Annotated in this window: 30 protein-coding genes; 6 read left to right on the top strand and 24 right to left on the bottom strand. The window is 71.3% G+C overall.

The genetic code is table 11. The annotated features are described in order from the left end of the window. The coding region (locus tag VKG64_11815; protein HKB25727.1) for a hypothetical protein at positions 1–1,457 on the top strand (1,457 nt) is incomplete at its 5' end. A 33-nt stretch (positions 1,458–1,490) separates the two neighbouring features. On the opposite strand, the gene mce is transcribed toward VKG64_11815, so the two are convergent. The 10 genes from mce to VKG64_11765 form a co-directional block, all read right to left on the bottom strand. Beyond that, the gene (gene mce, locus VKG64_11810) at positions 1,491–2,243 is read right to left on the bottom strand and encodes a methylmalonyl-CoA epimerase (protein ID HKB25726.1); all 753 of its coding nucleotides are present in this window, start codon (positions 2,241–2,243) and stop codon (positions 1,491–1,493) included. A 10-nt stretch (positions 2,244–2,253) separates the two neighbouring features. After that, the gene (locus VKG64_11805) at positions 2,254–2,712 is read right to left on the bottom strand and encodes an NUDIX domain-containing protein (GenBank protein ID HKB25725.1); all 459 of its coding nucleotides are present in this window, start codon (positions 2,710–2,712) and stop codon (positions 2,254–2,256) included. A 38-nt stretch (positions 2,713–2,750) separates the two neighbouring features. Next, a complete protein-coding gene (locus tag VKG64_11800; GenBank protein HKB25724.1) occupies positions 2,751–3,875 on the bottom strand; it encodes an aldo/keto reductase in 1,125 nt (374 codons plus the stop codon). A gap of 11 nt (positions 3,876–3,886) precedes the next feature. Beyond that, positions 3,887–4,243, bottom strand: coding sequence for a copper resistance CopC family protein (locus VKG64_11795; protein ID HKB25723.1), 357 nt, complete (start codon positions 4,241–4,243; stop codon positions 3,887–3,889). Further along, entirely contained in the window at positions 4,243–5,292 is a 1,050-nt protein-coding gene (locus VKG64_11790) for a GNAT family N-acetyltransferase (GenBank protein HKB25722.1), read from the bottom strand. The genes VKG64_11795 and VKG64_11790 overlap by 1 nt, the downstream gene beginning before the upstream one ends. After that, entirely contained in the window at positions 5,289–6,173 is an 885-nt protein-coding gene (locus VKG64_11785) for a 2-hydroxy-3-oxopropionate reductase (protein ID HKB25721.1), read from the bottom strand. Before VKG64_11785 ends, VKG64_11790 begins: the two co-directional genes overlap by 4 nt. A gap of 146 nt (positions 6,174–6,319) precedes the next feature. Further along, on the bottom strand, positions 6,320–8,260 hold the full coding sequence (locus VKG64_11780; GenBank protein HKB25720.1) for an aldehyde ferredoxin oxidoreductase C-terminal domain-containing protein: 1,941 nt from the start codon (positions 8,258–8,260) through the stop codon (positions 6,320–6,322). Then, positions 8,257–9,582 (bottom strand): FAD-dependent oxidoreductase, encoded by a 1,326-nt coding sequence (locus VKG64_11775; protein ID HKB25719.1) that lies wholly within the window; start codon positions 9,580–9,582, stop codon positions 8,257–8,259. Before VKG64_11775 ends, VKG64_11780 begins: the two co-directional genes overlap by 4 nt. After that, the gene (locus tag VKG64_11770; GenBank protein ID HKB25718.1) at positions 9,582–10,052 is read right to left on the bottom strand and encodes a 4Fe-4S dicluster domain-containing protein; all 471 of its coding nucleotides are present in this window, start codon (positions 10,050–10,052) and stop codon (positions 9,582–9,584) included. Before VKG64_11770 ends, VKG64_11775 begins: the two co-directional genes overlap by 1 nt. Continuing rightward, entirely contained in the window at positions 10,049–10,372 is a 324-nt protein-coding gene (locus tag VKG64_11765; GenBank protein ID HKB25717.1) for a GYD domain-containing protein, read from the bottom strand. The genes VKG64_11770 and VKG64_11765 overlap by 4 nt, the downstream gene beginning before the upstream one ends. Before the next feature lie 84 nt (positions 10,373–10,456). Between VKG64_11765 and VKG64_11760 the strand changes: the two genes are divergently transcribed. Then, positions 10,457–12,193, top strand: a complete 1,737-nt coding sequence (locus tag VKG64_11760; GenBank protein ID HKB25716.1) for an IlvD/Edd family dehydratase — start codon at positions 10,457–10,459, stop codon at positions 12,191–12,193. 3 nt (positions 12,194–12,196) lie between these two features. On the opposite strand, the gene mmsB is transcribed toward VKG64_11760, so the two are convergent. After that, on the bottom strand, positions 12,197–13,099 hold the full coding sequence (gene mmsB / locus VKG64_11755; protein HKB25715.1) for a 3-hydroxyisobutyrate dehydrogenase: 903 nt from the start codon (positions 13,097–13,099) through the stop codon (positions 12,197–12,199). A gap of 40 nt (positions 13,100–13,139) precedes the next feature. Between mmsB and VKG64_11750 the strand changes: the two genes are divergently transcribed. Next, positions 13,140–14,075 carry an EamA family transporter gene (locus VKG64_11750; protein ID HKB25714.1) on the top strand — a complete coding sequence of 312 codons (936 nt, stop codon included), beginning with the start codon at positions 13,140–13,142 and terminating at the stop codon, positions 14,073–14,075. On the opposite strand, the gene VKG64_11745 is transcribed toward VKG64_11750, so the two are convergent. The 3 genes from VKG64_11745 to VKG64_11735 form a co-directional block, all read right to left on the bottom strand. Beyond that, on the bottom strand, positions 14,038–15,267 hold the full coding sequence (locus VKG64_11745) for a hypothetical protein (GenBank protein ID HKB25713.1): 1,230 nt from the start codon (positions 15,265–15,267) through the stop codon (positions 14,038–14,040). The two genes, VKG64_11750 and VKG64_11745, sit on opposite strands and share 38 nt — an antisense overlap. Positions 15,268–15,366: 99 nt before the next feature. Beyond that, the gene (locus VKG64_11740; protein ID HKB25712.1) at positions 15,367–15,654 is read right to left on the bottom strand and encodes a hypothetical protein; all 288 of its coding nucleotides are present in this window, start codon (positions 15,652–15,654) and stop codon (positions 15,367–15,369) included. Next, positions 15,651–15,869 carry a hypothetical protein gene (locus VKG64_11735; GenBank protein HKB25711.1) on the bottom strand — a complete coding sequence of 73 codons (219 nt, stop codon included), beginning with the start codon at positions 15,867–15,869 and terminating at the stop codon, positions 15,651–15,653. The genes VKG64_11740 and VKG64_11735 overlap by 4 nt, the downstream gene beginning before the upstream one ends. A 47-nt stretch (positions 15,870–15,916) precedes the next feature. Between VKG64_11735 and pgl the strand changes: the two genes are divergently transcribed. The 3 genes from pgl (at position 15,917) to zwf (ending at position 18,871) form a co-directional block, all read left to right on the top strand. Beyond that, positions 15,917–16,672, top strand: a complete 756-nt coding sequence (pgl, locus tag VKG64_11730) for a 6-phosphogluconolactonase (protein HKB25710.1) — start codon at positions 15,917–15,919, stop codon at positions 16,670–16,672. Positions 16,673–16,928: 256 nt separating this feature from the next. After that, a complete protein-coding gene (rpiB, locus tag VKG64_11725) occupies positions 16,929–17,378 on the top strand; it encodes a ribose 5-phosphate isomerase B (GenBank protein HKB25709.1) in 450 nt (149 codons plus the stop codon). Then, on the top strand, positions 17,378–18,871 hold the full coding sequence (zwf, locus tag VKG64_11720) for a glucose-6-phosphate dehydrogenase (protein HKB25708.1): 1,494 nt from the start codon (positions 17,378–17,380) through the stop codon (positions 18,869–18,871). Before rpiB ends, zwf begins: the two co-directional genes overlap by 1 nt. A gap of 13 nt (positions 18,872–18,884) precedes the next feature. On the opposite strand, the gene VKG64_11715 is transcribed toward zwf, so the two are convergent. The 10 genes from VKG64_11715 to msrB form a co-directional block, all read right to left on the bottom strand. Further along, positions 18,885–19,292, bottom strand: a complete 408-nt coding sequence (locus VKG64_11715) for a hypothetical protein (GenBank protein HKB25707.1) — start codon at positions 19,290–19,292, stop codon at positions 18,885–18,887. A gap of 58 nt (positions 19,293–19,350) precedes the next feature. Continuing rightward, positions 19,351–19,569, bottom strand: coding sequence for an ACT domain-containing protein (locus tag VKG64_11710; protein HKB25706.1), 219 nt, complete (start codon positions 19,567–19,569; stop codon positions 19,351–19,353). Positions 19,570–19,625: 56 nt separating this feature from the next. Continuing rightward, a complete protein-coding gene (locus tag VKG64_11705) occupies positions 19,626–20,384 on the bottom strand; it encodes a glucose 1-dehydrogenase (protein ID HKB25705.1) in 759 nt (252 codons plus the stop codon). A gap of 68 nt (positions 20,385–20,452) precedes the next feature. Then, a complete protein-coding gene (locus VKG64_11700; protein ID HKB25704.1) occupies positions 20,453–21,088 on the bottom strand; it encodes a hypothetical protein in 636 nt (211 codons plus the stop codon). A gap of 37 nt (positions 21,089–21,125) precedes the next feature. Further along, entirely contained in the window at positions 21,126–21,584 is a 459-nt protein-coding gene (locus VKG64_11695) for a MaoC family dehydratase (protein HKB25703.1), read from the bottom strand. A gap of 46 nt (positions 21,585–21,630) precedes the next feature. Then, positions 21,631–22,356, bottom strand: a complete 726-nt coding sequence (locus VKG64_11690) for a glycerophosphodiester phosphodiesterase family protein (protein HKB25702.1) — start codon at positions 22,354–22,356, stop codon at positions 21,631–21,633. Then, on the bottom strand, positions 22,353–22,613 hold the full coding sequence (locus VKG64_11685) for a hypothetical protein (GenBank protein HKB25701.1): 261 nt from the start codon (positions 22,611–22,613) through the stop codon (positions 22,353–22,355). Before VKG64_11685 ends, VKG64_11690 begins: the two co-directional genes overlap by 4 nt. Positions 22,614–22,631: 18 nt before the next feature. Then, positions 22,632–23,234 (bottom strand): histidine phosphatase family protein, encoded by a 603-nt coding sequence (locus tag VKG64_11680; GenBank protein ID HKB25700.1) that lies wholly within the window; start codon positions 23,232–23,234, stop codon positions 22,632–22,634. Next, the gene (locus tag VKG64_11675) at positions 23,231–23,425 is read right to left on the bottom strand and encodes a hypothetical protein (GenBank protein ID HKB25699.1); all 195 of its coding nucleotides are present in this window, start codon (positions 23,423–23,425) and stop codon (positions 23,231–23,233) included. The genes VKG64_11680 and VKG64_11675 overlap by 4 nt, the downstream gene beginning before the upstream one ends. 16 nt (positions 23,426–23,441) lie before the next feature. After that, positions 23,442–23,834, bottom strand: a 393-nt coding sequence (gene msrB / locus VKG64_11670) for a peptide-methionine (R)-S-oxide reductase MsrB (protein HKB25698.1), incomplete at its 5' end; no start/stop codon positions are given.

The following is a 23,834-nucleotide window of genomic DNA, read 5'->3' as shown; positions in this document are numbered from 1 at the left end:
GGGGGGTCCCGCCGGTGCCCGACGATCTCCGGAAGCCCGGGATCGAGATCTCGGGCCCGTGCTCGATCACGTCGATGTTCATCAACGCGCTCAACCCCGGGCCCGAGGGCGAGCGCGCCGAGGGCGACCTGGACGACGACGAGGACTCCGGCGGCCACCGGCTCCTCGACACGGTGCGCGCCGCCCACAACCGGCTCGCCGCGGTGAACGGCGAGCTGACCTTCGAGGACCGGGAGCGCGGCCGGAGCTACCGGGTCGCGCCGGGCGAGCTGCCGTTCTTCATGCACCGCGAGCGCGGGCTCCATCTCGACGAGCCCGACGTGACCGTGGACGGCACGCCGGTGAACGCCGCGATCCTCGGGACCGCGCTGACGCTCTACTACGCGGGCCGCGCCCAGGCCGACCGCGGCCGGGGCATCTACTTCTACCTGCCGAAGCTCGAGCTGGCACCCGAGGCGCGCTGGTACCGGGACCTCTTCGACCTCTCGCGCGCGCACCTCCCCTACCTCCGGAGCGCGACGGTCCGCGCGGTCGTGCTCGTCGAGTCCCTGCCGTGCGTCTATCAGATGGAGGAGATGCTCTGGGAGCTCGGTCCGTATGCCGCCGGCCTCAACGCTGCGCGCTGGGACCTCAAGGCCTCGATCTTCGAGTTCGTCATGACCGACGCCACCCAGGTCTGGCCCGACCGCTTCGGCGTCGACATCAAGACCACGCCGTTCCTCGCCGACATCTTCCGCCGCCTCGTCGCGATCTGCCTCAGGCGCGGCGCCGTCCCGATCGGCGGCATGGCGACCGCGCTGCCCAGCAACGATCCCGAGGTCAACCGCGCCGCCGGCGACGCGATCAGGAAGGACAAGGAGTGGGAGGCGGCGCAGGGCTTCATCCGCGCGTGGGTCGCCCACATCTTCCACATGAAAACGGCGGCCGACCCGTTCAGGACGCTCCACGCCGCCGGCTGGCGGCCGACGCCCGAGATGGCGAAGCCCGAGGGCTTCCCCGTGCGGATCGAGGTCCCGGAGGGCCCGATCAGCGTCGAGGGCACGCGGCGCAACGCCCGCATGCTCGTCGAGTACGTCGAGGGCTGGCTCAACGGCCGCGGCGCGAAGGGCATCGACAGCCTCGAGGGCAAGCCCGGCGTCCACCCGGCGCTCATGGAGGACCTCGCGACCGGCCGCATGTCGGTCGCCCAGCTCGCGCAGCGTATCCTCCACAAGGCGAAGGACGGCAAGACCGGCCAGCCGCACGATTTCGCGCTGGTGAAGCGCCTGCTGCGCGAGGAGCTCGCCGACATCCTCGCGCGACGGCCCGCCCAGGCCGACGTCGAGGCCCGCTACCGGAAGGCCGTGAAGATCGGCCTGCGCTGGGTGAAGAACTACACGGAGCTCGACTTCACGAGCCTCGGCGCCTACACGCGCGCCGAGCTCGACACGATCGCCGCCGCGCCCGACGCGTTCTGACGCGCCGGGGCGCGCGCGACGAGGTCCGCGGCGTTACTCGTAGCGGCTGATGTGCAGATGCACGCCGTGACTCGCCGCCGGCTCGAGCGTCACCTCGGCGGTGCCCCGCAGACACTTCGTGCCCGCGCGATCGAAGGCGGCCATGAGCGCGGGGAAGTCCTCGGCGACGAGCGAGAGGGCCACCATGCCCTCGGTGCCGCCGACCTCGTCGGAGGGCGCGATGAGGAGGGCGCCGCGGCCGACCGCGAGCATCGTGCGCGGCCCGTCGTTCATCATGACCTCGGGGAAGCCGAAGAGCGAGCGGAAGGCGCCGACCGTCTGCTTCACGTCGCGCGCGCCGATGACGAGGCGCTTGAGCCGCAGGGGCGACGCCGTCGCCTCCGGCTCGTCCACGGGCGTCGCCAGCTCCACGAGGACGCCGCAACAGGCCCTCGGGTGCAGGAACGCCACCAGTCCCGCGAGGCCCGGCCGCGGCGTCCGGTCGATGAGCTCGACGCGCCTCGCCGCGAGCTCCCCGAGCGACGCGTGGATGTCGGGGGTGTCGAAGCACAGGTGGTGGAGGCCCTCGCCGCGCCTGGCGAGGAAGCGTCCGACGCCGGACGCCGCGTCCAGCGGCTCGAGCAGCTCGAGCTCCGTGTCGCCGCAGGCGAGGAGCGCGGCACGCACGCCCTGGTCGGGCAGGACCACCTCCTTGAGGAGCGGGAGCCCGAGCGTGTCGCGGTAGAACCGGTACGCGTCGCCGAGGCGCGCCACCACGATACCCACGTGATGAATCCGTCGCAGCATCGGCCCTCCTTCAGCGGACGAACGGGGCGACCCGGCGCGCGCACGCGTCGCGGATCCTGATCTTGTGGTTCGACAGGATCGTCGCGGGCAGCCGGCGGGGCGGCACGTACTCGAGCGCGAGGGTCTCGTCGCACGTCTGCAGCGCCCCGCCGCGCACCGCGCACTCGAAGCAGACGTTGACGTAGTGCCAGACGTTGCCGTCCGGGTAGCGCACGACCTGGCGCGCCGGGTCCGAGTAGACGCCGATCAGCCGCCGCACGGCGACGACCAGGCCGGTCTCCTCGCGCACCTCGCGGCGGACCGCGTCCGTCACCGACTCGCCGATCTCGATCGAGCCGCCGGGCAGCCCCCACTGTCCTCCGTCGGAGCGTTGCTGGAGCAGGAGGCGGCCGCGGCGGTCGAAGATGACGGCGGACACGCTGGGGCGGATCCCGAGCGCGCGTTCGTACTCACGCTCGAGCGTGATCACCCGCTCAACCTACCCGACGCCGCGCGCGTGCGCAATGTTTACGAGCCGGCGGCCGCGAAGAATCGCTGGAACTCGGCCCACGCCCGGGGCGGGACGGCGGCCACCCCCGCGCTCTCCTCGACGTGCGCGATGGACTTCATACCGACGAGCGCCGTGCCGATCCCGGGCGTCGAGCGGACGAACTGGACCGCCCGCTGCGCGTCGGTCGCCAGCCCGGGCAGGTTGGCGGCGACCATCGGCGGCAGGTTCTTCGCGAGCTGGCCCTGGAGGATCGACGCCGACGCCATCACGTAGACGCCGAGCCGGCGGGCCGCTTCGGTCAGCGGCACGAGCGCGCCGCCCACCGACTGGGTGGCGCGGACGAAGGCCTCGGGCATCGCGAGGTTGTAGGGCAGCTGGAGCGCCTTGAAGTGGTGGTCGGCGCCGCCGACGTCCCGCGCCGCGCCGACGAGCTCCTCGAGCGAGAGGTGGCCGGGCGCGCCCGGGTCCTCGCGGAAGCCGTTCCAGGTGGCCGTCCCGTATCGCCCGATCGTGCCCTCGCGCACGGCCCGCTCCAGCGTCTCGAACGCGGCGCGCATCCGCCCGAGGAACACCGGGCGTTCCAGCTCCTCGAGCTGCGCCTCCGGGTTGTGGACGTAGTACACGTCGAGCGTCTCGAGCCCGAGGTTGGCGCGGCTCCGCTCGATCTGGTCGGCGAGATAGCGGGGCGCCACGCAGTGGATGCCGCCCGCCATGTCGCCGGGGCCGACGATCCCGGTGTCGAGGTACGTCTGCGTGAACCAGGCGCGCGGATCGCGCGGGACCGCGCCGTCGAACGGGATGTAGCCGCCCTTGGTGGCGACGACGATCTCGTCCCGCCGCGCGAGCCCGCGCGCGAACGCGGTGCCGAGCGCGGCGCGGATCGCCCGCTCGCTCCGCTGGTGGCGGTAGTTCACCGCCGTGTCGATCACGTTGAGGCCGAGCTCGAGCGCGCGCACGAGCGCGTCCTGGTAGGCGACGTCCGTCTCCGCGTCCTCGCGACCGAGGTAGGTGCCGATGCCCACCGTCGAGACGGTGAGCCCGTCCAGGTCGCCGAAGTGTCCGGGCGCGACGCGCGCGGCGAGCCGGGCCGCGTACCGCTTCGTGCCCTCGGCCGTCGCGCTCCCGGGGACCAGCGCCGCCACGGTCCTCCCGCTCAGGGCGCGACGCGGAACGAGAAGCCGCCGCTCACGATGTGGCCGTCGGTCGAGAGCACCCGCCACTCGACGCGATAGACCCCGGGCGCGAGCGGGGGGAGCGCGGTGGTGAGGCGGTCGGCGGGGCCGTCAGCGACCACCGCCGCCAGCGGCAGGGGCTCACCACGCGCGTCGAGGAGGCGGAGACGCGAGAGCGGCTTTTCGATCCGGTTGTTGAAGCGCACCGTGAGCTCCCGGGGCGCGACGACCGTCGTGCCGGGTGCGGGAACCGACTCGAGGAGGATCGAATGGGCGGGGGCGGCGGCCGCGACGGCCAGCACGAGCGCGGCGGCGCTGAACGCGCCCCGGCGACGCATCACCGCCAGTCGTCGAGGACGAGGTGCGTCGGGTCCTCGTAGTCCTCCAGCTTGCCCCGCTGCATCCGGATCATGCTGAAGTCGATCTGATAGCCGCATTGGACCAGGGTACTGTACGCGAGCCAGTAGCGCGAGTACACGGGCAGGATCACGCGCTGCACGCCGAGCTCCTGGCCGAGCGCCTCCAGGGCGCCGATGAACTCGACGAGGTGCTCGACCCGGCGCTGCGGCGGGTCGAGCGCGAGGAACTTCACGTAGAGCGCGCCGGCCGGGGCCTCGCTCACGCCGGGGCTGTGATAGATCGCGAAGCCCACGAGCTCGCGCCCGCGCTCGAGCAGGACCGTGTCGCCGAGCGCCAGGCCGTCCACGATCTCGATCTCCTTCGAGAGGTCCATCCCGCGGCAGATCGCGTTCGTGATCCGGTGGATCCGCGCGAGCGTCGCCTTCTTCTTCGTCTCCTCGAGGCTCGAGAACCGCCGGACGCCGAGCCCGGGCTTCGCCGTCCGGGGCGCCGCCGCGGGCGCCGGGGGCGCGCCCCGCGGCGGCGTCCGGTCGATGGCGCGGCTCATGACGGCGGTGAGCGCCTTCGGCCGGTAGCCGAACTTGTGGTAGAGGAACAGGTGCTTCGGGCTCGTCGGATAGGTCACGCACCCGTGGAGCGTCGCGTTGTTCTCGTCGAAGAACTCCTGCGCGGCGCGGATGAGCTGCTGGCCGATCGTCTGGTTCTGGTAGTTCGTGAGGACCGCGACGGGGCCGAGGAGCCCCACGCTGCCCCAGGTGACGGCGAGCGCGGCGCCGACGATCTTCGAGTTGTCCTCCTCGGCGACGAAGCAGCCCCACGGCTCCATGAGCCAGCGGTGGTGGACGTACTGGGCGCCGCCGAACGCCTGGCGCGGACGGGTCCCGAGCTGGCGCTCGAGGAAGTCGCCGAAGGTCTGCTCCATGACGTCGCGGACCTTCGCGAGGTCGCCCTTCCGCACGCGGCGGACCTGGACCTTGGGCAGGCGCCCCTGCGGGTCCAGCCCGGCGCGGTCGACCGTGGCCCTCACGCGGAGACGCCCGCGAGGTCTTCCAGCAGGGTGATCACGCCCGAGTGGTCGAGGCCGCCTCCGCCCTTCACGCGGAGCGCGCTGAACAGTTCCTGCACGATCGCCGTCGCGGGCAACGGCACGCCGAGGGCGCGCGCGGACTCCATGATGAGGCCGAGGTCCTTGACGTGCAGGTCGATCTTGAAGCCCGGGGTGTACGTGTTCGCGAGGTAGTTCGCCTTCTTCTGGTCGAGGCACTTGGAGCCGGCGAGCCCGCCCGCCAGTGCCGTGAGCGTGAGCTCGCGGTCGAGTCCCGCCTTCTTCGCGAGTGTGAGCGCCTCGGCGAGCGCCGTCAGGTTCATCGCGACGATGATCTGGTTGGCGAGCTTCGTGAACCCGCCGAAGCCGAGCGGGCCGAGATGCGTGATGGTCTTGCCCATCGCCTGGAAGATCGGCAGGACGGCGTCGAAGACCGCCTTGTCGCCGCCGACCATGATCGAGAGCGCCGCGTCGATCGCCCCCTTCTCGCCGCCCGAGACCGGCGCGTCGAGCATCCTGACGCCCTTCGCGGCGAGCGCCTTGCCGACCTTCTGCGAGACGATGGGCGAGATCGTCGACATGTCCGCGAAAATCAGGCCCGGCCGCGCGCCCTCGACGATGCCGTCCTTGCCGAGCGCGACCAGCTCGACGTCGGGCGAGTTCGGCAGCATCGTGATCAGCACGTCGCACTGGCCCGCGACGTCGCGCGGCGAGGCGCCTGCCTTGGCGCCGGCCTTCACGATCTCGTCGACCGGCCCGCGGCTCCGGCTGTGGACGACGAGGGAGTCGCCGGCCTTCAGGAGGTTTCTCGCCATGGGCCGTCCCATGATGCCGAGCCCAATGAATCCAATCACTTGCGCCATGAGACCCCCAGGGAAATCCGTGAATTGAGCGCCAATTGTTAGCACATCGCCGCGCAAGGGGTCAAGCGAGCGGCCGATTCGCCCTTTTTGTGCCGTGCGACACGTGGGGCGCCGGCGCGGGGGACGGGAGCTCGGTCGGTGATGCGCTACGCCTTCTTGCCCCAGAGCTCCTTCGCGAGCCAGTCGAGGCCGAGGCCCTTCAGCGTGGCCGGCAGGGGTTTCCCCGTCTTCCGGTCGTAGCCGACCTCGCGGTACCAAGTGTCGACCATCTTCTCCCACTGCTGGCCGACGGCCTGGCCCTTGGCGGGACCGTCGACCGGCGTCGAGCCGTAACGGGTGGACGGCCGCTCGAGGGCGGGCGTGAGGCCACAGCGGAGCGACAGCGCGCGCAGGATGGCGGCCGTGCGGCGCCCGAATCGGACCGTCTCCGGCACGGTGACGTCCCAGCCGGTGGCCGCGTTGAGAACGCGACAGAGGTTCTCCAGCCGGGTGCGCGTGGTGAAGATGCACATCCCGAGGGAGTCTTCGAAGTTCCGGCGACCGCGGATCCCGGCCACGAACTTCGCCACGGCTTCGCCGTCGAAGGGGTTGATGCGCGTGGGCTGACCCACTTCCGCCGGGTGGACCGGCACGCCGCTCTCGAGCGTGCCCGTCCCCGACGTGCACGTGTCGAGCATCTCGTCCCAGCGCGCCCGATGATCGTGGCCGCGCGGCGCGGCGCCCTTCAGGGTGTAGATCGCGGCGTCCTTCGCGGCGCCGCCGAGCCGTTCCGCGGCCCGCTTCATCCCCTCGGCCAGGATGTCGCCGAAGCCCTCGCGGTGGCTGATCATCTGGATCAGCCGGTCGGCGCCCTTGATGTCGCCCCACTTGAGGCGGAACCCGAGCTGCTTCTCCGTGATGTAGCCCTTCTCCTGGCCCTCCATCACCCAGCCGCACACCCAGCCGAACTCGTTGACGTCGAGGCACGCCTTGTCCAGCTGGGTGTTGAGCCAGGCGACACCGTCGATGTCCTCGACGGCGCCGATGGCCCAGCCCGCGCCGGACCAGCCCTCGTACTCGGGCTCGTCGACGATCGCGCCCTTGTGCTCGCCCTGGCGGATGACCGACATGTGGCAGTGGTGCATGCCGCACGCGCTGCACTGGTGGCCGCGGTGGTCGAACCCCTCGCGGAGCTTCGGTGCCTCCCACCGGCTCATGTCGGTCGGCGGGACGTTGGTCGTGTAGTTCTTGATCGGGAGCGCGCCCATCTTCCCGAGGTTCACGACTCCAGGGAGCGTGCCGTACTCGTAGAGCGACTTGGCGGAGGGGTCGGTCCGGAGATCGAAGCCGATGTCGTCGGCGGCCTGGATGAGCCCGCGCGGATCCGCCGCGCGCAGCGACTTCGTCCCGCGCACGATCGCCACGGCCTTGAGCTTCTTCTTGCCCATGACCGCGCCGCAGCCGTTCTTGGAGGCGACGTGACCGTAGTCGCCCTGGATCGCGGCGAAGCGGGCGAGGTTCTCGCCCGCCGGGCCGATCGAGTAGACCGAGAGCTGGTGGCCCGCGAGCCCGGTGTCGGCGTAGAGCGCGTCCTGCGTCTCCCAGGTGTCCTTGCCGAGGAGGTGCTTGGCGTCGCGCAGCTCGACGACGTCGTCGTTGATGTAGAGGTAGACCCAGCCCTTCGCCTGGCCCTGGAGGACGATCGCGTCGTAGCCGGAGTACTTGAGGTTCGTCCCGAAGAAGCCGTTGGCCTGCGTCGAGGTCGGCCCGTTGGTCCCGGCGCCGACGGTCACGACGGTGAGGCCGCTCGAGCCCCAGGCGGGCAAGCCCGCGATCGGCCCGGTCGCCAGGACGAGCCGGTTGTCGGGATGGTCCCAGGCGACGTTCCCCTTGCCGCCCTTCGTCGCGGTCTCGCGGTAGAGGATCATCGCGCCGAGGCCGACGCCGCCGAGCAGCTCGCGCATCTCGGCCGGGCCCCACGGCTCCGCCCAGCACTTCCGCTTCGTGAGGTCCACGCGCAGGAGCCGGCCCGCGTAGCCGCCGGGCAGGTCGGAGGTCGCGCGCGTGGGCTTCTTCGTCGTCTTCGCCGAGAGCGTCGCAGTCGTCATACGGCCACCGGGGTGTCGCCGGGCGCCTTCGCGGGGCGTCCGAGGATGGTTATGGGGAGCAGCGTGCGGGTCGTGTGCGAGGCGATGAACGCCGGCTTCACGTCGAACGGGCGCTTCCGCAGGTGCTCCTTCCAGCGCCCGAGCGACACGCCGGACTGGACGAGCCCCTTCAGCATGCCGACGTCGTTGGTCGTCCAGATGTCGCTCGACGGGCCGAGGATGATCGCGCCGGTGAGCCGGTCGCCGCGGAACAGGAGCTTCCGGTAGGCCGGACGCGGGGCGTCGAGGCCCGTCACCGCCTCGGCCTTGGTGTCGTCCCACGCGCCGAACGAGGCAACGTCGAGGTGGCAGACCTCGACGATGTTGATGATGAGGCTCCCGCGGTAGCGCACGTCCTTGCCCGCCATGTTGGCGCCGACGACCCGCCCGTGCTCCTGGGCCGTGGGCTCGATCGCGTGCACCGCGCCCTCCCCCGAGATCAGGTCGCGCCCCTCGGCGACGTCGCCCGCGGCGTAGACGTTCGGCACGCTCGAGCGCAGGCGGTCGTCCACCACGATCCCGCGGTTGACCGTGACGCCGGAGCTCTTGAGCCAGTCGAGGTTCGTCTTGATCCCGGTCGCCATGATCACCACGTCGGCGACGATGTCCGCGGCGCCGGCGAACCGGAGGCGCTTCCGGCCCTTGGCGTCCTCGATCTTCGCCAGCCGCGCGTCGGTGCGGATGGCGACGCCGTGCTTCGTGAGCCACGCCTCGACGAGCTTCGCCCCCGCGTCGTCGACCATGCGCGGCAGGATGCGCGGCGCCACCTCCACGATCGTCAGCTTGGCGCCGAGCGACAGGATCGAGTTGAGGATCGTGAACGCGATGAAGCCCGCGCCGACCATGACGACGTGGCTCCCGGGCTTGATCGCCGCGATGACGCCGCGCGCCTCGTCGAGCGTCCAGAACGAGTGGACGCCGGGCCCGTCGGAGCCCGGCACCGGCGCCCGCACGGCGGACGAGCCCGTGGCGACGAGGCAGTCGTCGTACTGGACCTTCGTGCCGTCGTCCAGGGTGCACACGCCCGCCTTCGCGTCGAGCGCCGACGCGCGCCGGCCGAGGTGCGTCTTGACCCCCCAGTCGGCGAGGACCTTCGCCGTCGCCGTGAAGACGTGGGACTCGGCGATCGAGCGGTCGAGGTAGTACGGGAGGACCATCCGCGAGTAGGGCCGCTCGGCGCTCACCAGCGTGATCTCCGAGCGCTCGGACTCCTCCTCGCGGATCGTGCGCATCGCGTTCATGCCCGCCGTGCCGCCGCCGATGATGAGATGGCGCTTGGGCATCACCGCACCCCCGCGAGCACGCGCGCCGTCCGCTCGTGCGCGAAGTCACCGAGCCAGTCGCCGGTCGCCGTCTCCTCGTAGGTGATCGCGGCCGTCGGGCACGCCTCGGAGCACGCCGGCGCGCCGCCGCAGAGGTTGCACTTGAACGCCTTGCGCGTGCCCGGGTCGTAGAACATCGTCCCGTACGGGCAGGCGATCGTGCAGAGCTTGCACCCGACGCACAAGTCGTCCAGGACGTCCTTCGCCCCGGCGGCGTTGATCGTGATGGCGCCGACCGGGCAGGCCGTCATGCACCACCCCTCCGCGCACTGGGTGCAGGTGTAAGGCGCGTACGAGGTGTGACCCTCGAAGGGCGAGACGCGGATGACGGACTTCGCCGGCTGGAACGTGCCGGTCTGCATGTAGGAGCAGGCCAGCTCGCAGCGCAGACAGCCGGTGCACTTCTCCGGATGGATCTTCAGGACTCTCACCGTTTCTTCCTCTCGTTCCGCCTGCGGGTGGGGCCGCTCTGGAGACGGTCGATGAACTCGTCGAGCGGGATCGCCGCCATCGTCATGCCGGCCGCGCCGCCGCGCGCGCCGAGCTCGACGGAGACGCGCGAGATCGTCGCGTTGTCGGGGGCCTCGATGACGCTGACGAAGTCGTAGGGGCCAAGGACCGCGTACTGCGCGACGACGCGGGCGCCCATGCGCTGGACGTCGGCGTTGACCTTCTTGATCCAGCCGGGACGCTCAAGGAGCACCTTGCGTCCCGACTCGGACAGCGTGCTGAGCATGATGTACCAAGCCACGGCCGGTCCTCCCAGTCGCCCTCGCGCGGCGACCGGGAGTATATCATGCGGTATCCGCCCCGGACGGGCGGGAGGGGAGAGCCCATGGCCACGCACGCGCTCCGCAGCCGCAACTGGTTCGGGCCCCGGACGTTCGACGGCTTCATGCACCGCGCGTATCTGCGCGCGGAGGGCTTCAGCGACCTGGTCTTCGACGGCCGCCCGGTGATCGGCGTCGCCAACTCCTGGTCGGAGCTGACGAACTGCAACGCGCACCTGCGCCAGGTGGCGGAGGCCGTGAAGCGCGGCGTCTGGGCCGCCGGCGGCTTTCCGCTCGAGTTCCCGACGATCTCACTGGGCGAGATCCTCATGAAGCCGACCACCATGCTGTTCCGGAACCTCATGGCGATGGACGTCGAGGAGTGCATCCGCGCCTACCCGCTCGACGCGGTCGTGCTCCTCGCGGGCTGCGACAAGACGACGCCGGCGATGCTGATGGGCGCCGCTTCCGCCGACGTGCCCGCGCTCATGGTCACCGGCGGGCCGATGCTGCGCGGCGCCTGGCGGGCCGAGGAGCTCGGCTCGGGCACCGACGCGCGACGGCTCTGGGCCGAGCGGCGGGCGGAGCGGCTCACCGACGAGGACCTCTGCGAGGTCGAGGCGTGTCTCTCCCGCTCGGCCGGCCACTGCATGGTGATGGGCACGGCCTCCACGATGGCCTCGATGGCCGAGGTGCTCGGCATGACGCTCCCCGGCAACGCCGCGATTCCCGCCCCCGACTCGCGCCGCCTGGCCCTGGCCGAGCTCTCGGGGCGCCGCGCCGTCGAGATGGCGCGGGCAGGCGGCCCGCGGCCCTCCGAGGTCATGACGGCCCGGGCGTTCGACAACGCGATCCGCACGGACATGGCGATCGGAGGCTCGACGAACGCGATCATCCACCTCGTCGCCGTCGCCGGGCGCGTCGGCGTGCCGCTGCCGCTCGCGAGGTTCGACGAGCTGTCGCGGACGACACCGCTGCTCGTCAACGTGAAGCCGTCGGGGAAATACCTGATGGAGGACTTCTTCTACGCCGGCGGCCTGCCGGTCGTGCTGAAGGAGCTGCTCCCGCTGCTGCACGGCGACGCGCTGAGCGTGAACGGGCGGACGCTCGCCGACAACGTGCGCGACGCGAAATGCTGGAACGAGGACGTCATCCGCCCCCTCGGCGTCCCGCTCGCGCCGGAGGGCGGGACCGTCGTCCTGTTCGGCAACCTCTGCCCCGGTGGGGCGGTGCTCAAGCAGTCGGCGGCGTCGGCACACCTGCTCACGCACCGGGGGCGCGCCGTCGTCTTCGAGAACCAGGCCGACCTCGCGCGCCGGATCGACGATCCGAGCGTCGCGATCGACGAGACGTCGGTCCTCGTGCTCAAGCACGTGGGCCCGAAGGGCGCGCCCGGGATGCCCGAGTTCGGCGCGGCGCCCATCCCGGCGCGCCTGCTGAAGCGTGGGGTGAAAGACCTGGTGAGGATCTCGGACGCGCGCATGAGCGGCACCTCGTACGGCACCGTGATCCTGCACGTCGCGCCCGAGTCCGCCGTGGGCGGGCCGCTCGCGCTCGTGCGCGACGGCGACGAGATCGAGCTCGACGTGCCGCACCGCCGCCTCACCCTGCGCGTGGCCGACGCGGAGCTGGCGCGCCGGCGCGCCGCCTGGACGCCGCCCCCGCCCCACTTCACGAGCGGCTACGGGCGCATCTTCCTCGACCACGTGCTCCAGGCGAACGAGGGCTGCGACTTCGACGTGCTCCGCGGCCGGCGTCCGGTCCGTCGGGAAGACGACGAGGGCCCGGGCCGCCTCGGGTGACCTCTACACGGGCGCCTGCCGGCTCGACGGCCGGAGGAACTCGTAGACGACCGAGAAGTCCTTGCGCCCGAGGCCGTGGGAGGACGCGAGACGCAGCACCTGCTGGGCCGCCGGCGACACGAACACGGGCACGCGGAGGTCGCGCGCCGCGCTCACCGCGAGCCCGAGGTCCTTCGCCATCAGGTCCGTCATGAAGCCCGGCGCGTAATCGCGGTTCGCCGGCGCCTTGCCGACGAGCCCGGGCACCGGGTGCATGTGCTCCATGACCCAGGTGTTGCCCGAGGACTTCGCGATGACCTCCGTGAGGACCTTCGCGTCCACGCCGAAGCCCTCGGCGATCCTGAACGCCTCGCTGACGGCGACGGCCGCGACGCCCGCGATCAGGTTGTTGCAGATCTTCGCCACCTCGCCCGAGCCCACCGGGCCGACGTGGATGACGTTCGCGCCCAGGCACGCGAGCACGGGCCGGGCCTCCTCGACGTCGCGCGGCTCGCCGCCGACCATGATGGCAAGCGTCCCGTCCTCGGCGCGCGGCACGCCGCCCGAGACCGGCGCGTCGATGAAGCGGACGCCGCGCTTCTTCGCGGCCTCGGCCACGCGGCGCGAGGCGCCCGGGTCGATCGTCGACATGTCCACGCAGAGGCGGCCGGAGGCCACGCCCTCGAGGATGCCGCCGGCGCCGAGGTACGCCGCCTCGACGTGCGAGGACGACGGCAGCATGGTGATGACGAGCTCGCTCTGCTTCGCGGCGTCGGCGGCCGAGCCCGCGCGGGCGGCGCCGCGCTTCACGGCGGCGTCCAGCATGGCGTCGACGATGTCGTACGCCACGACGGCGTGCCCCTTCTTCACGAGGTTCGAGAGCATCGGCTGGCCCATGGTCCCCGTCCCGATGAACCCGATCTTCATCGCGGCCTCCTTCGCGTGACGAGCGAGCTATCATCGCGGCGTGCGCGGACCCCGTCAAGCCCCGTCGCTCACGCTCGGCATCGTCCTGATCGGTCTCGCCGCGGTCTCGTGGGGCACGACGGGCTCGGTGATGATGGTCCTCGGCCGGCACGCGGCCGCAAGCCCGCTCCTCGTCGGCGCGGCACGCCTCTGGGTCGCCGCGCCGCTGCTGCTCGCGGGCACGCGGCTCGCCGGGCGCTGGCCCGGGACCGCGCGCGGCGACCTCGCGCGCGCGCTCGCCGCGGGCGCGTGCATGGCGGGCTACCAGGCGGCGTACTTCACCGCGGTGACGCTCACGGGCATCGCGGTCGCCGCGCTGGTCGCGATCTGCTCGGCGCCGCTGATCATCGCGGCGCTCGCCCCGTGGACGCTCGGCGAGGCGCTGGGCGCGCGGGTCCGCGCGGCGTTGGCGCTCGGCGTGCTCGGCACCGGGCTCCTGATCGCCGTCCCCGGCGCCGCGCCCGACCTCTCGGCGCGCGCCGTCGCGGGCATCGGGCTCGCCCTCGGCGCGGGGCTCGCGTACGCCCTCTACGCGATGCTCACGAAGGCCGCGCTCAGGCGCTCGGCGCCGCTCCCCCTCACCGCGCTCACCTTCGGCACCGGCGCGGTGCTGCTGACGCCCGTGCTGGCCTTCGTCGACGCGCCGCTCGGCCAGTTGGCACTCGGCTGGCCCTGGCTCCTCTATCTCGGCGGCGTCGCGACGGCGGGGGCGTACGCGCTCTACGCGCTCGGGCTCCGCGCGGTGCCCGCGTCGGTGGCGGGGATCGTGACGCTCACGGAGCCGCTCACCGCGACGCTCCTCGGCGTCCTCCTGTTCGGCGAGCGGCTTGGGCCCGGCGGGATCGCCGGCGCCGCGCTGCTGGTCGCGGCGCTCGGGCTCCTCGTGGCGCCGGCCGGACCTAGAGCGGGAGCACGGGCCGCCGGACCGCGCGGCTGAAGGTGCAGTTCGGCACGACCGACGAGTGCTTGCCGGGCCCGCCCGCGACGATGACGAAGACATCGTCCGGCGACGGCACCTGCGGGAGGAGCGCGTCGTCGTCGCGGACCGCGGTCATCCACACCGGCCAGTCCTGCATGCCCCACATGCCGCCGAGCTTGAGCGTGCGGAGCGGCAGCCGCGCGTGCTCGAAGACGTAGCGCTGGACGTCCGCGCGGGTGAAGCCGTCGCCCGCGATCGTCGCCGCGTGCTCGGGGCCGAGGACGACGAGGAGCTGGCTCTGCGCGAGGAACCAGCCGACGTTGGAGCCGAGGGAGACCGCGGTGTCGGCGAGCGTCGCGAGGATGCCGGCCGCGCCCGTCGAGACGTGGTCGTTCACATTGTGGGGCGCCTCGCCGCCGAACACCGTGACGGCGTCGTCCCCGCAGAGCGGCCCCCACGGCGACGCGTCCACGCGCTCGGCGACGCAGTAGGAGAACTTCGCGGGGCTCCCCTGCGTCGCCATGTCGTGGCGTCCCGGCCAGGCACCCCCCACGTTCATCAGGATCAGGCGGAGCGCCCGGCCGATCGTCGCGTTGGCGCGGAAGCCCGGGCCGAAGCAGCCGCTCCCGGCGTGGATGCCGAGCCGCTCGGCGACCGGGCCGTGGACGATGAGGAGCGGCGCCACGGGGTGCGTCGTCGCCTGGACGCCGTAGAGGTTGAACGCGGGCTCGAGCATCGCCTGGACCGCGGCCGCGATCACCGGAAACGCGGCGGGCTCGCAGCCCGCCAAGACGGCGTTGACGGCGAGCTTCTCGAGCGTCGCCTGGCGCCAGAGCGGCGGCACGGCGCCGAGCGACCGCTCCGGCGGCGCCCCGCCGAGCATCGCGCGCACGCGCCCCTCGGTGGGCGGGACGACGGGCAGGCCGTCACACCAGCCGCGCTCGCAGAACGCGGCGAGGACCGCCTGAGGGTCGTCGTCCATTGTAGCGAGGTCCGCGGGGTCGGCTTGCTCCGAGGGTGGCCTGAGAGAGGTGCGCGGGGCTCCGACACGCCCGCTTTCGCCCGTCGTGGCTCCTCCGATGAGACCCGCGAGCTGCTCGACGGCCTCCCGCGCCTTGCGCGCGACGGACTCGGGCCGCTCGCCGCCGAGCGGATGCTGGACGACGAGGAGTGGCAGGCCGGCGATGCCGAGGGCGGCGAGCTCGCTCACCGCGAGGCCCTGGAACGCGGTCGTGCCGATGAGGCCCGCGGGCGTCCCGAGCTTCGCGACCTCGATGGCGTCGTGGAGACTCCACGACGTGCAGGACCCTCAGTCGCCGGACCCCGCGAGCACCACGTCGCACTGCTTCGCGAGCTCGGCGAGCGTCTCCGGCGGCGCCGCGACCGACGCGTTCGCCTTGCGCCGGCGCACGACGGCCTTGACGGCGTAGCGCTCGCGCAGGAGCACGCTGATCTCGTCGGCGAGGCGGTCGAAGTTGTGCTTGGTGTTGTCGACGAAGCCGATGGTCAGGCCCGCGAGGTCCGCGGGCAACCGCGGCACGGTGAACGCCTCGCGGCGCGCCTCGCCGACGGGGCTCAGGACACGGATCCGGCTCATGTCCGCCTCCGCGCGATGCCGGTCGACCGCGCGAGCAGCCGGCCGAGGGTGTCGTGGAGCTCGGTGAGGACCGAGCGCTTGATGGTCACCTGCACGGACTCGACCGGCTCCGCGCTGCCGGCCCGGTGGATCACGAGCGTGCCCGTGAAGTCCTGCGCGCGCTCGTCCGTGGACGCGAGGCCGCGCAGGATCAGGACCTCCCAGCTCTCCGCCATGGGCGCTATCTTACCTCAATGGTCTGACAGGGTATGATGGTCCGGGCATGGGATCCGAACCCACCGTCAGCATCCTGCACGACCCCGATGCGCTCGCGGACGCGGCCGCCCGGCTCGTGGTGGACGCGGCCGCCGAGGCCGTCCTCGCGCAGGGGCGCTTCACCATCGCGCTCGCCGGCGGGGTCACGCCCGCCGCGACGTACGCGAAGCTCGCCGCGCCGCCCTGGCGCGAGCGCGTGGACTGGGGCCGCGTCTGGGCGTTCTTCGGCGACGAGCGCGCCGTGCCGCCTGAGCACCGCGAGTCCAACTTCCGCATGGCGAACGAGGCGCTGCTCTCGAAGGTGCCCATTCCGCCGGCACAGGTCTGCCGCATCCGCGGCGAGATGGAGGACCCGGAGGCCGCCGCCGCGGAGTACGCGAAGAGCCTCGCCGCGGCGTTCGGCACCCGGCGGGGCGAGCTGCCGCGCCTCGACCTGGTCCTGCTCGGCCTCGGCGTGGACGGCCACACGGCCTCGCTCTTCCCCGGCTCGCCCGTGCTCCGCGAGGTCTTCCGCACCGTCGCGGCCGTCCACGCGGCCGCGGCCGCGATCCCCCAGCGGCTCACCCTCACGTTGCCCGTGCTGAACGCCGCCGCGCGCGTCGCCTTCCTCGTGACGGGCGCCGAGAAGGCGAAGGTGCTCAAGGCCGTGCTCGCCGACCGCGTGATGCTGCCCGCGGCGCTCGTGAGCCCGGAGAAGGGCCGGCTCGTGTGGCTCGTGGACCGCGCGGCGGCCGCGCTGCTGCCCGCCGCGGACGGCCGCTAGTGTCCCGTCCTCGAAGTCATGTCAAGCGCCCGCCAGCGCGCGGCCCCGGGGCCGACGGGCACGCGCGGCAGGGATCGCGGGACCACGCGGCACGCGGGCGCTGCCCCATTGCGGCTGGGCTCCACCGGGGGACGCGGGGTCCGTTGCCCGCGGGCGGGAACGGATCCCGTCGACCCCTGCCGCACGCGCCCGTCGGCTCGCTGCGCGGCCCGAACGCGGCAGTCGTTACCATGACTCCCCAGGCGGAACTCTAGCCGTGCGCCTCGCGGTCGCGGCGGATCACCGGGGATTTCCCCACAAGGCGCCGCTGGTGGCGGCGCTCGAGCAGGACGGCCACCGCATCCTCGACCTCGGCACGACGTCCACCGACCCGGTGGACTACCCCGACTACGCGCGTGCGGTCGGCGCGGCGATCCGCGAGGGGCGCGCCGACCTCGGCGTGCTCGTCTGCGGGAGCGGCGCGGGTGTCTCGATCGCGGCGAACAAGCTGCGCGGCATCCGCGCCGCGCTCTGCCACGATCTCTTCACCGCGCGCCAGTCGCGCGAGGACGACGACGCCAACGTGCTGTGCCTCGGGGCGCGCGTGGTCGGCGTCGACCTCGCCATCGCGCTGACCCGCGCGTTCGTCGGCGCGCGCTTCTCGCACGCCGAGCGCCACGAGCGGCGCCTGGCGAAGGTCCTCGAGCTCGAGGCGCTGGGGCGCTGATGGCCGGCCGGGACGAGCCCTTCTCCCTCGTCATCTTCGGCGCGTCGGGCGACCTCACGCGCCGCAAGCTCATGCCCGCGCTCTGGAGCCTCTACGCCGGGCGCACGCTGCCGGAGCCGTTCGCGATCGTCTCGACCGCGCGGACCGGTATGAGCGACGACGAGTTCCGCCGGCGCTCGCGCGCGGGGATCGACGAGTTCGCGCGCATCAAGCCCCCCTCGGAGCAGGTCTGGGACCGGTTCGCCTCGGCGCTCACCTACGTCGCGGGCGACCCGGCCGACCCCGGCCTTTACGCGAAGCTCGACGCCACGCTGACCCGGATCGAGAGCGCGCGCCCCGGGCCCGCGAACCGGCTCTACTACTGCGCGACGCCGCCCTCCCTCTACGACGACATCATCACGAACCTCGGCGCGTCGGGCCTCGCGCGCCCCCGCGACGGCGGCTTCACGCGCATCGTCGTCGAGAAGCCCTTCGGCCACGACTACGACAGCGCGCTGGCGCTCGACCGCCAGCTCGCCGCGGCCTTCCGCGAGGAGCAGGTCTACCGGATCGACCACTACCTCGGCAAGGAGACCGTGCAAAATCTCCTCGTCTTGCGGTTCGCGAACGGGATCTTCGAGCCCCTCTGGAACCGCAACCACGTCGCCGACGTCCAGATCACCGTCGCCGAGTCCATCGGCGTCGAGACGCGGGGCGCCTACTACGAGGAGGCCGGCGCGCTCCGCGACATGATGCAGAATCATCTGCTCCAGCTCCTGTGCCTGATCGCGATGGAGCCGCCGGTGTCGTTCGAGGCCGCGCCGGTGCGCGACGAGAAGAACAAGGTCATGCGCGCGATCCGCCCGATCGAGCCCGGGCGCGTGCGGGAGAGCGCGCTGCGCGGGCAGTACGGCTCGGGGTTCGCCGAGGGCAAGCCGGTCCCCGGCTACCGGCAGGAGAAGGGCGTCGCCCCCGATTCCAGGACCGAGACCTACGCGGCCCTCCGGCTCGTCGTGGACAACTGGCGCTGGGCGGGCGTTCCCTTTTACCTCCGCACGGGCAAGCGCCTGAAGAAGCGCGTGAGCGAGATCGCGATCCGCTTCCACCGGACGCCGCACCTGATCTTCCAGCGGGATCCGGCGGGCGTGGAGCCGAACACGCTCGCGATCCGCATCCAGCCCGACGAGGGCATGGCGCTCACCGTCGCCGCGAAGACGCCCGGGCCGGACCTCAAGCTCGCGCCCGTTCGCCTCGACTTCCGCTACGGCGAGGTCTTCGGGGCCGAGCCGCCCGAGGCGTACGAGCGCCTCCTGCTCGACGCGATCCACGGCGACGCCACGCTCTACGCGCGTGGCGACTGGGTCACGCAGGCGTGGCGGCTCCTCGCGCCGGTGCTCGAGGCGTGGGCGAAGGACCCAGCGGTGCCGCTCCACACGTACGAGGCCGGCTCGTGGGGGCCGGCCGAGGCCGAGGCGTTCATCGCCACGGACGGCGGGGCCTGGCGAACGCCGTAGCCGGTCCGCCGGCTTATTTCGGGGGCTGGATCGCGCGGCCGACCGTCAGCTCGGCGTAGGTGTAGATCCACCCTTCCGAGAGCCGGACCTGGAGCGAGGTGCCGGCCTTCTCGTAGACCTGGGTGATGCCCTGATCCTGCACGCTCGTCGTGCTGACGTGGCGCCAGCCGTTGGCCTCGAGGGTGGAGCGCCAGGCCGTGGCCAGGCTCTGGATCTCCAGGCGGCCACGGTAGACGAGGCGCGCCGCCTTGACGGTCGGCGACTCGATGATCGTGGAGTCGCCGGTCCGGAACTCGAGCCCCCTGGGGATCGGAATGTCCTCGAACTCGCTCCTCACGGGCTTGGTGGAGGACGTCGAGGCACAGCCGGCGAGGAGCGCGAGGACAAGCAGGACGGTGCCGAGCTTCGCAGTCTTCATCATGGTTCGAGCCTAGCAAGGACCTCGCGGCCGCGGCAAGAATTTTGGCCGCGTGGCCGGGTCAGGGCAGCCGGATGAGCCGGGCGAAGTCGGCCTCGACGGCCCCCGCGACCTCGGCGAGCTGTTCCGGCGTCAGGTCCTCGTCGAGGATCAGCACCACGATCGCGCGGCCCCGCTTCGCCCTGCGCCCGACGTGCATGGACGCGATGTTCACGTTGAGCCGCCCGAGGATGGAGCCGATCCGGCCGACCATTCCCGGGCGGTCCTCGTAGGAGAGCACGAGGATGTAGCCCTCGGGCGTGAACTCGATGTCGAGGTCGCGAGTGGCGCCGTCATTCAGCCCTGGATCGAGTAGCCGCCGTCCACCGGGATGGCCGTGCCGGTGACAAAGTCGGACGCCGGCGACGCGAGAAAGACCGCGATGCCCGCCATGTCGTCGCTCGTGCCCCAGCGCGCGGCCGGCGTGCGCTGGAGGACCCGCTCGTGCAGGCCCGGGATCTCCTGCCGCGCCCGGCGCGTGAGCGCCGTGTCGATCCAGCCCGGCAGCACCGCGTTGACCTGGATGTTGTCCCGGGCCCACGCCGAGGCGCACGCGCGGGTGAACTGCACGATCCCGCCCTTGGAGGCGGCGTAGGCGGGTGCGAAGCCGGCGCCGAAGATGGACATCATCGAGCCGATGTTGATGATCTTGCCGCCGCCGACCGCCTTCATCGCCGGGTAGGTCGCGTGCGAGCAGAGGTACGCGCTCGTGAGGTTGGTGTCGAGCACCTGGCGCCACTCGGCGAGCGAGATCTCGTGCGGGGGCTTGCGGATGTTGGTGCCGGCGTTGTTGACGAGGACGTCGAGCCGCCCGAAGGCGTCGAGCGTCGCCGTGACCAGGCGCCGGACGGCCGCCTCATCCGTCACGTCCGTGGCGATCGCGCGGGCGCCGGGGCCGAGCGCCTCGAGCTCCCGCACCGCGTCTTTGGACTTCGCCTCGTCGCGCGCCGCGATGACCACACGCGCGCCGGCGCGGGCGAGGCCGCGCGCCATGCCGAGCCCGATGCCTCCGTTGCCGCCGGTGACGATGGCGACTCTGCCCTTGAGATCGAACACGCTGTCCTCCCGCGATCGTGATGTGACGTCATTCTACTCCGAGTTTCATCGAGCATCGTGGAGCCGCGTCACCGACCGGTCAGCCAGGACGGCAGAAGCAGGCGCCATCTCAAGAGGCGCTTCTCGGGAAACGTCGCCGTGAGGAGCTCCAGCAGTTGGATTCTCGACGGGGATCCTCGCCTGCCGAAACCGAACAAACCCCGCTCGTTCTCATCCTTCCAAAAGAGGTACCGGCACACATAGGCGTGATCGGATAGTCGACTCAGCCAGAACTCCAAATTGGACGTGATGACGCGCCCGGCGCCTTCGATGGCCGCGTTCAGGTCCTCACCAGAGGCCCGAACCCACCAGATATCGCGACGCCGATGCTCTGCGGGAGGCAGATCCTTCTTCGGAGCGTCCTGCCGAAAATCCCGGTGGAGCTTGCCCCGGACCTGACAGTAGTGCACCCGGGGGAAATCCCTCTGCGCTTCGAAGAGGTTCACAGGCCCGTACAGCCCCCCGAACTCGATGCTGAAACTCGCCGTGCTCGATCCGAAGTAGGAGGCGTGATGACTATCCAGGAATGAGATCTGAACGATACGGATCAGACCCGGCGACGGAGACCACACGACGTCATCGGACACCCGGTCGAGTCCGAGATCGGCGAAGCAAGGCGACAAGCCCCGCGAAATCTGCTTTCTCAGCTCGTTGATTTGAGGCATGGCTTCTCAACGATTCCCCGATACGAATCCTCCCCAATCAACCCGGGCGCCGGCGACAGAGCTGATTGCCGATCAGGGTCATCACCGCGTCCCCGTGCTGGTTGACCGTCGTGAAGAGCATGCGGACGATTCCGCGGTCCGGCTTGGACGCCGAGGGCCGCGTCTCGAGCACCTCCGCCACCACGTGCAACGTGTCTCCTGGGCGGACCGGAGTCTTCCAGCGAATTTCGTCCAGGCCCGGAGAGCCGAGGCTGCACGCCGCGACCGTACCTGTCTCGAGGAACAGCTTGAAGGTGATCGCGATCGTCTGAAGTCCGCTCGCGATGAGGCCGCCGTACACCGTCGTCTTCGCCGCCTCGGGGTCGGTGTGGAAGACCTGAGCGTCGTAGAAGCGTCCGAACTCGGTGATGAGCGCATCGGAAACGGTCAGCCGCCCCGACTCGACGCGGTCACCCGGCTTGAAGTCCTCGAAGTAGCGCGCGCCGCCGCCGCTCACCTCAGCACCCGCCGGATGTCACCCAACGCCCTCAGCCCCGCCTCCCTCACGGCGCCTGGTGGGTCCTCAGATACGCCAGGAGGACGTCGGGGAAGTTCACGGTCATCCCGTCGGCTCCCGCGCTCACGGCCTGACGCATCAGGTCTTCAGTCGCCACACCCCACGCTCGCACGACGAAACCCTCGGCATGCAGGCGGCGAACGAGTTCCGGGGTCACCACATTTGCTCTCGGACAGAGCTGGGTCAGCCCCATCGCTCGCGCCTGGGCGATGATCGCGTCACTGACTTCCGTCACCAACCAACCGGTCGGTAATTCGGGTGCGTAGGCGCGCGCTTCTTCGAGCCGCGTCCGTTGGAACGAGGTGATCGTGACCCGGCCGGCCATCCCGAGCCCGCGCACCAGGTCAGCGGTCCGCCGCGACAACTGCGCAGCGTGTCCCTTGATCTCGGTATGAACGTGCGCCCGTCCCCTGTATCGCTCGAGGACCTCGCTGAACGAGGGAATTCGCTCAGCGGCGAATTTTGCTCCGAACCAGGACCCGGCATCGAGCGCCTGCAGGGCCGCGAGCGTATGGCTCGTGACCGGCCCCGACCCGTTCGTCGTCCGGTCCACGGTTTCATCGTGGATGACCACGACGTGTCCGTCACTCGAGAGGTGCACGTCGAGCTCGATCTGGCTCACGCCCATCTGAAGGGCCAGATCAAACGCTGCCAGCGTGTTCTCCGGCGCATAGGACGAGGCGCCCCGATGCGCGATGGCCATGAAGCTCATCGGGCACCGCGAGCACGCCCGATCTGACGAAGCAATGCCAGCAGTCCGGCGTATCGGAGACTTGGGTCCACGTAGTGGTGAAGCACGTAGAAGAGGAAGTAGTAGAAGCGGCACGACGCCCACACGAGAAGAGCCATGAGGGCCGCCACCCTGAGCGAGGGAGCCTCCAGGAGGAGCAGCGTCGCCGTCACTCCAGCGACAACCAGAAACATCAGCCCTTTGGCGACGATCAGCCCTCTGGACGAGAGATCACGCATGCGCGAGGTGATCCGTCCTTATTGGGGCGCCGCGATCCTGCCCACGACGTGGACACCCGGCCCGCTACCGGGCATTGGCTTGAGTACCACCATCTCAGCCTGATCCGGCACGATCCCGATCAGCGGCCGAACGGTCAGGCCGTGAGTCACCAGCACGAGCGTACCCGGTCCGCGCCACGTGGACACGATCTCCTTCAGCTCGAGGAGCCGTGCGGCGGCATTCGGATTCCTGTCCGGCACGAGGGCCCACGAACTCTCAACCCCGCCGACAGCCATCAGGTTGGCCGTATCCATGCAACGGCACACGGGCGAGGACAGGACGCGGTCCACGCGCACGCCGTGGTTGCGGAAGGCCTCGCCGAGCGCCCTGGCCTGTTCGCGCCCTCGTTCATCCAAGTTCCGTTGTGTCCTGCAATCGTCGAACCTGAAGCCGGGCGGGTCACCGCCGTGGCCGGGCGGCGCGTTGCCATGGCGAATCAGCGCGACGTGGCCGCCCTGGACGAGCGCAGCCCAGGCTTCCTTGGAATCGTCGGCGGCGACAGCCGGCGTGATGATCAGCGAAATGGCAAGAGCGGAGGGAGCGAACCGCCCGAACCGGCGCACGATGCGAAATTCAATCACGGCGAGACCCGCGCGATGGTGGCGTAAACCGCCCCCGAGGAGGCGGCCATGAGCATGCTGAGACCCGGGCTGATGAACCACGTCGTCCAGTCGACCGGGACTCCGCAGAGATACAGAGTGTGATTGAAGTACGCGAGGAGCGCCAACATGGCCCAGCCCGCCCGTCCCGGCGCACGGAGAAGCTCCCTCATTGTCATCGTGTTCCCCTCAGTCGGCAGCAGGGTCGGCGAGGCTAGCCACATCCTGCGCGTCAGTAAAGGCCAGCGATTCCGAGTTCACGCAGTAGCGGAGCCCGCTGGGGGGCGGACCGTCCTCAAAGAGGTGGCCCAGATGAGCGCCGCATCGCGCGCACAAAATCTCGACCCGCACCATCCCATAGCTGCGGTCCTCATCTGTGCGCACATTCTCGGCCGCCACCGGCTGGAAGAAGCTCGGCCAGCCGGTGCGGGAGTTGAACTTGGCGTCGAACATGAAGAGGGGCAGACCACAGCAGACGCAGCGGTAGACACCCTGCCGCTTGTTGTCGAGCAGCGTGCCACAGAACGGGCGCTCCGTACCCTTGCCGCGCGCGATCTGGAACTGCTCGGGCGTGAGCTGCGC

This window comes from Candidatus Methylomirabilota bacterium (assembly GCA_035260325.1).
Classification (GTDB): domain Bacteria; phylum Methylomirabilota; class Methylomirabilia; order Rokubacteriales; family CSP1-6; genus AR19.
Note: the sequence above shows the minus strand (reverse complement) of the source record. Positions and strands in the feature narration are given on the sequence as shown.